Origin of the sequence: Methanohalobium sp., assembly GCF_046546175.1 — an archaeon.
Classification (GTDB): domain Archaea; phylum Halobacteriota; class Methanosarcinia; order Methanosarcinales; family Methanosarcinaceae; genus Methanohalobium.
Genome location: NZ_JBKGYF010000089.1, coordinates 1 through 6,745 on the forward strand (window position 1 = coordinate 1; position 6,745 = coordinate 6,745).

The window sequence follows — 6,745 nt, forward strand, 5'->3', positions numbered from 1 at the left end:
TAAAGATGAAAAAAAGAGTTCCTTTTTTAAAACGAAAAGCTAATTTGATAGTCTCCAAATTAGAGATAATTGAAGCCGTCAAAACAAAAATGTTTTTATATGTTTCACACATATATATAATTACAATTTTATAACAATGGAAGGTAGAAAACCCTTATATCTTCAGCATTGCATCAAATCGTAGATTTAATGCGAGTTTCATTTCTTTGAAATGAAACAAATGGATGAATACCGTCTAATCTATTAATTAGGTTTAAATATTATAAAGACCAATGTCTGTATGATTGTAATTGATAACCAAGATTACAATTTTACACCTTCGGTACGAGGGGTAGAGCCTGTGGACTTGTTCCCATAAGGGAAAAGTATGAAACAGGAAGCACTTTAAATCATAGATTTAAAGTTATCCTTAAATTTTTAATTTAAGGAGCCAGTTGGTCTTTAGCCAAGTGGTAGTTCACATGGGGAGTTTATAAATGACAACAAGAATGACTTCTCCTGAACGCATGGCAGCCGTCATGTCCGGACAAAAACCTGACCGTGTACCAGTAGTACCCTTTATAGAAGGGTATGCTGCAAATATAACCGGTATTTCTCTTGGAGATTTCTATGCAGATGGGGATAAGTGCTTTGATGCACAGTTTGCATCTATGCGACTTCATGGTTATGAACAGACACCTATGTATGGATATGCTTCATGCGGAGCGTGGGAATTTGGAGGCAAGATAGGGTTCCCTTATCGTAAGAACCAGGGAGCACCCTATATAGAAGAACACCCTGTAAATAAGGTCGAAGATGTTGAAAATCTAAAAGTGCCTGATTTCAGGAATGAACTACCAGGCGCTTACAAAGAAGCCGATAAAGTGGCATCTAAATGTGCAGAACGCGGAATGCCTGTAACAGTACAGATAGGCAGTGTTTTCACCGCTGCATCAGTGGTTGCTGAAACATCCAAGTTTTTCAACTGGGTTGTAACCAAGCCTGATGTAGTACACCAGATTCTTGATAAGGTAAGTGATATGTTTATCAATGCCGTTGATTATTTCGCAGACAAGTACGGACCGGAAAACCTGCTCCCGTTTGACGGTGGTCCATCTGAATCAAATACAATGATATCAGCAAAGATGTTTGAAGAATTTGCTTATCCCTACGTAAAGAAAATACATGACCATGTGAAAGAACGCGGAATCCCAGCGGTCCTGATGCATCCATGTGCTGACCAGAACGGTAACATCCCTTATTATGTCAAGATGAGGGAAGAAAACGATTGGTCGGGTAAATATGTGTGGCTGTTTGGACCCGAGACGTCTATTAAAACACAGATAGATGCATTCGGAGACCATGATGTAATATGCGGAAATATCAACCCGCCGCTGTTCCAGAGCAGTTCCTATGAAGAAGTACTGGAACTTTGCCGTGAAAATATCGAAGAAGGTATGGATTCTCCAAGTGGTTACATTTTAGCAGCCGGCTGTGAATTTCCACCAAATGCTGCTCCTATCAAAGTAATGGCAATGGTTGATGCAGCAGAGATGTATGGAAAATACAGCTAATATTTTTATTTTTTTATTTTTCAGGAGTTTGCAGAATACCTATAGATATCGTTATTAATCAGCTAAATCCAGTAAATTTAATCAGTATTAAAAACCTCTGGGTATGAACATGAAAAATAAATATACTTCACGAAAAAATTAAAATTTGAAGAAATTTAATAGCTTCCTTCTTAACTATCTACCATCTATTGAGAATAACTTATTTCTTGGTAACAGCAACAAGAGACATATCTAATTTATCTTCCAGATCCTTTATGGACTTTAATTGGTCTTCATCAAGGTCTGCAGCTTTTATATCCCTATCTGAAAAAGCAAGCAAAATAATTCCCATCTTCTTTTCAAGTTCATTGATATCTTTGATACTATCCTCATCAAGTTTTGAGAAACTCCATACCATTGTAATTACCCCGTATCGAAGATGGGTTTCAGAGTATTTAACAATTTCGAAAATGAAATATCTGTTACGAAGTTATGACCTGTCCACTTAAATGCATTTTAGAACAATTTAACCATATGTAGGTGGTACTTTTTAGTAGAATAATCTAGCAAACAACAATAATATATAAAAAATTAGTTAAATTGATATTCAATGAAACTTTCAAAGTTTTGACCACTGGATGATTTCGAGATATATTCATTATTTTCAGAACCTAGATTTTCATCATTGGATGTGTCATTTGAAGATATTTCAACAATTGAGATGCTTTTTGAGCTCGCTTTTTCCCTGAGTTCTGGTAGATAACCCAAACCATTCATATATGCTGTTTGGATACTTAACAATATCAAATCGATATTGTACTCATCAACTTTATCGATTGCTTCCTGTGCATCGCTTGCATCGATAATATTGAAAAAAGAGTAATCAGTTAATATGCTACTGATTTGCTCTTTATGCTGCTCGTTATTTTCGACTAATAATACATCAATCATTAATTATCACCTAACTTCGTGTAATACTACATTTTATGTTTTGGTAGTAAAATTTTATTTCTGTGTAGATATGTTTTTATTAGTATTTATGAAATATTGGAGCATAGATTTATAAGTTTGAATTTAGTTTACGGATATAACCCGATTGGTTATTAGATACGCTACCAACTACAATGTACAGGTTTTATCTTTCAACTTCTAAAACTAATGTAACTTTTTATATACAAACTTCAGTGTTTGGTATTATTAATCAGCAGGGTAATGTCTAACACCCAAATAGATTTTTTTAAATCATTTGATTGCGTTTCATATGTTGTGATGTGCCCGTTATATCACTATCCGCCCTCATATGTGTATCAAAGCATTAATGTTTGTTCCATTTGGAAGCGGATATCCCTTACTATGTAGTATTTCTGCGGGTTGAGGAGTGGGGCGATTTGAATATGTTAACTGTTTGTCCAAAATGTAAATCAAAATTGGAAACCAAAGAAAATGGTATACAGATATGCAAAATCTGTGGTTACTGGACTAAAAAAGGCACAGTGCGCCTTGACCCATTGGTTATATTTGGGGAATGAGGTCGCTTATTGATGTATTCCAACGGGTGAACTACTACTTGGCTAAAGACCAACTGGCTTCAAAAAGAGTTTACTCCAAAGAGTCTTATCTTTTTCGGATGGTTCACACACCCACTATCAGTTATCCCTTTGAAGAAAAGGGAATCACCGACTACTTTTCTTAATATGTTCAATGCTCCATTGACATCAGCGTTAAGCAGTTTACCAGTAGAGGACTGGAACAATCCCCTCTTGACTCTTATACCCATGTATTTTTGGTGTTTTTTAATGGGTTCTAATGCAAGAGCATCGGTTTTACTGGTATATGCCTCATCAACTTCTATACAATTGATACCGTAGTACTCACATTTTGACCGAAGTTTTCGTTTGAATTTACCAAAGGGTATAGTTTGAAAAGTCTGGTTACTCTTTTTACCCATGTTGGAGTTCTGTTTTATGTCTTTCAGTTCTCCGATTATGATGTTGCCGATGTTATTATCTATACAATGTTTTATGATATAGTTAACACTCTGATTCATGAAATCGTTAATCTTGTTTTTCCTTTTCTCGAACAACCAGTTCAGTTTCTGACCTGATTTTATACCCTGTTTATCATATACAGACTGCAACCCACTTTTGACTTTGTTCCACCAACGGTTATAAGATTTCAAACCCCTGCCTTCTATGATGAAAGCAGTCCCATTGGTATCTACACAGGTTGTGAAATTGTTTACTCCTAAATCAATAGATAGATGTTTATTGTAGTCTAAATCGACTTTTTCACCGGTATCCCTGTAAACATACTCTATCTCAAACCACTGTCCATTACACTTCGGGATTATCCGTACTTCTTTTATGTGTTTACCTGTTATGTTTTCAGGTAACTTGAAGTACAGGTATCTAACACCATAATTTTTGTAAAATTCTCTACCCATAGACAATCTGATGAATCCTTCATCGATTTTAAACATATCTTTTGGAAAGATACATACAAATTTAGAGTCTTTGGGTAGGTATTCAGGTATCTTTACAGGTCGGTTGTAGTTACCTCTTTTTCTCTCACCCAGAACCCTGAAAAACGACTTCATGTTTCTGTCTACCACTTTCATGGTCTGCTGTGCAACCTGTGAAGGTAGCATTTTGTAATTCTCATTATCTTTTACCAAGTGGTAAGCGAATTCGTGATTGATGTACTTTCCATTATCAAAATAGTATTGTCTTGTAGTGTACAGAGTAAAATTATACAGGTTTTTAGACAATTTAGTAATCCTTTTCAGAACTTCATACTTCTGTTTATCCGCTTTGATATGGTTTTTCTGGGTAAGGTACATTTTATTATATATATTATAGTCAAATTTATTCAAAAGTTTTGTTAATTATTACTGATTATGGATTATGATAGAAACAATCACAGCAAGTATTTGTTAATGTATCATATCATATTTGTCTGTAAATATCGCAGAAATGCATTAATAGGATTTGAAGATAGTTTAAAAGATATTTTAATCACAATTGCATCAAAATCTGAATTTGAAGTTGTAGAAATGGAATGCGACAAAGACCATATACATATTTTAGTGAAATCCAAACCAAAGATTAGTATATTATCAGTTATTAGAAAATTGAAGCAAGAGTCAACATACCTTATGTGGAAAAACCACAAAAAACATCTAAAAATGTATTACTGGAAAGAAAATACTCTATGGAGTGATGGATACTTCTGTTGCACAATAGGAAACGTAAGCAAAAAAACAATTACAGAATATATACGCAGTCAGGGTTGATATTCGGATTAGACGGTATTCATCCCTTTGTTTCATTTCAAAGAAATGAAACTCGCATTAAATCTACGATTTGATGCAATGCTGAAGACATAAGGGTTTTCTACCTTCTGTTATTATAAATTGGAATAGTATAGTTAACCAAAAAGGTAACGTCTGATATCTAAATAGTTCTTTTTAAATTGTTTGGTTTTGTATTATAGACTGTGTTGGTCCGTTATCAACCTCTCTGAATCCATATGTGATGTCCCTATAAGTGCCATAATCACATATGGATTTGAACCTCCCTTAACTAAATGTGGTAAATAGATTAGATTGAATTTAAAGTTAGGTATTGAACAACTATACCTAACTTATTCATATCAATATCATCACCAGTGAATATTAAATTTATATTTCTATAGGAAAAATTAACTCTAAAAGTGGTTTTATGTCTATTTTAAGTATTATAGGATGCAAAATGCTTGAAGACGAGATTGTAAATATTTTGAAACAGGATGTTAATATCGATAGGATAATAGTTCTAAATAATGGAGAACATTCAGATATTACATCCAAACTACAGTCTGAGGATATCAAACCTGAAGTACTGTCTGAGACCGAGTTAGAAATAGACCATGATCAGGATTTTGAAAGTTCGGGGTTTACAATTATTGTGGTGGTTCAATCCAAAGATTTACATTCCAATCTAAAAAATCTCAAACAAGAAACCCAAAAAACCATTGATAAAATTTCAATGTTTTCTGACGGGATACTATTATTTTATGGGTATTGCGGGGAAGCTTTTGTAGATATCGAAGATATATCCAAAGATGCTGATTGTACTGTCCGTATATTAAAAGATGAAAACCCACATAATGAAGACTTTGAAATCAAAGACTGTATCGCACTTGCACTCGGGGGGAATGAGAATTATCGTAAAACACTGAAGGAATATCCTGATGCATTGTTTTTCACTCCCATGTGGTCTAATCACTGGGATGTACTGCTTGGCAGTCGTGAAAAGATGTCGAAAATAAGTAAGTCTGAAAAATCCTTTTTCAAAAAAGTGGGTATAAATAGGCTCGTAAAGATTGATACGGGTCTTTTCTACGAATCAGGTTTCCAGGAAAATGTAGATGAATTTGCTGACATGTTCGGTCTGGAAATTGTAAATGTTAGTGGAACTAACAGGATTTCTGAAAATTGTTACTGGAAAGTGAAAGATGAACTGATTAACAGGGTTACTATTAATTGCAGCTCGGAAATAGGGTATGAAATATGGGACTGATTGCAGAAATCTATTTAGGATGGAATTAGAATTTTTTCGAATCCAATATCTAAACATTTGATAACTCCCTTGGAAGCAAAAAATGTCCATAGGCTCGAAAAGTTCACTCATATGTCCCTATACCGAGTTGTTTTAGTGGAATCACATAAGGAGTATCATCATGGGTATGAACATGTGCCTGTACAACTATATACATTCTTGATGTTTTCACATGTCAGTACTGTATCAGGTTCACCCATACCCCAGCTTACCATCATCCTCAATTGTTCATCTGTAGCAAAATTTCTTCAACTACAGGAAATATCTCAATAAGAATACTGCTTATCACACGGTTAAAGAGAACGAAAATTACAGACTAATGCCATCTCAGGTTGCCCAGAATACCATGGAGACTGTAGATGGTGGTATGAAATCGTTCTTTAAGCTTCTGGATAAGAAAAGAAAAGGAGAATATGAGAAACCAGTTTCTCTCCCAAAGTATCTGGATAAAGACGGTAACTTCATATGTACTTTCAAGAAAGATCAGCTGAAGGTTATCGACGATAAAATCAGATTATCTTTGGGTTTAGATTATTACAAAACTTATGGAATCAGATATTTGTATTTCAAGATTCCTGACAATATCCTTGGCAGATACATCAAGGAAGTCAGGAT

7 protein-coding genes and 1 pseudogene are annotated in these 6,745 nt (G+C 34.4%); 5 read left to right on the forward strand and 3 right to left on the reverse strand.

All coding sequences use genetic code 11. The features are described 5' to 3' along the window. The first annotated feature begins 476 nt into the window (after positions 1 to 476). On the forward strand, positions 477 to 1,553 hold the full coding sequence (locus tag ACLFMM_RS08500; RefSeq protein ID WP_410808305.1) for a uroporphyrinogen decarboxylase family protein: 1,077 nt from the start codon (positions 477 to 479) through the stop codon (positions 1,551 to 1,553). A gap of 199 nt (positions 1,554 to 1,752) precedes the next feature. Here ACLFMM_RS08500 and ACLFMM_RS08505 read toward each other — a convergent pair whose 3' ends face one another. Both ACLFMM_RS08505 and ACLFMM_RS08510 read right to left on the reverse strand, forming a co-directional pair. After that, positions 1,753 to 1,950 (reverse strand): hypothetical protein, encoded by a 198-nt coding sequence (locus ACLFMM_RS08505; protein WP_410808306.1) that lies wholly within the window; start codon positions 1,948 to 1,950, stop codon positions 1,753 to 1,755. 173 nt (positions 1,951 to 2,123) lie between these two features. Beyond that, on the reverse strand, positions 2,124 to 2,483 hold the full coding sequence (locus tag ACLFMM_RS08510; protein ID WP_410808307.1) for a response regulator: 360 nt from the start codon (positions 2,481 to 2,483) through the stop codon (positions 2,124 to 2,126). Between the two features lie 380 nt (positions 2,484 to 2,863). Between ACLFMM_RS08510 and ACLFMM_RS08515 the strand changes: the two genes are divergently transcribed. Next, a complete protein-coding gene (locus ACLFMM_RS08515; RefSeq protein WP_410808308.1) occupies positions 2,864 to 3,061 on the forward strand; it encodes a hypothetical protein in 198 nt (65 codons plus the stop codon). 59 nt (positions 3,062 to 3,120) lie between these two features. Here ACLFMM_RS08515 and ACLFMM_RS08520 read toward each other — a convergent pair whose 3' ends face one another. Further along, positions 3,121 to 4,371 carry an RNA-guided endonuclease InsQ/TnpB family protein gene (locus ACLFMM_RS08520; RefSeq protein ID WP_410808309.1) on the reverse strand — a complete coding sequence of 417 codons (1,251 nt, stop codon included), beginning with the start codon at positions 4,369 to 4,371 and terminating at the stop codon, positions 3,121 to 3,123. A 57-nt stretch (positions 4,372 to 4,428) separates the two neighbouring features. Between ACLFMM_RS08520 and tnpA the strand changes: the two genes are divergently transcribed. From tnpA to ACLFMM_RS08535, 3 genes and pseudogenes are all read left to right on the forward strand, one after another. Continuing rightward, positions 4,429 to 4,824 carry an IS200/IS605 family transposase gene (gene tnpA / locus ACLFMM_RS08525; RefSeq protein ID WP_410808310.1) on the forward strand — a complete coding sequence of 132 codons (396 nt, stop codon included), beginning with the start codon at positions 4,429 to 4,431 and terminating at the stop codon, positions 4,822 to 4,824. Positions 4,825 to 5,251: 427 nt separating this feature from the next. Then, the gene (locus ACLFMM_RS08530; RefSeq protein WP_410808311.1) at positions 5,252 to 6,091 is read left to right on the forward strand and encodes a DUF1638 domain-containing protein; all 840 of its coding nucleotides are present in this window, start codon (positions 5,252 to 5,254) and stop codon (positions 6,089 to 6,091) included. Positions 6,092 to 6,368: 277 nt separating this feature from the next. After that, a pseudogene (locus ACLFMM_RS08535) lies at positions 6,369 to 6,745 on the forward strand (RNA-guided endonuclease TnpB family protein); the annotation flags it as partial.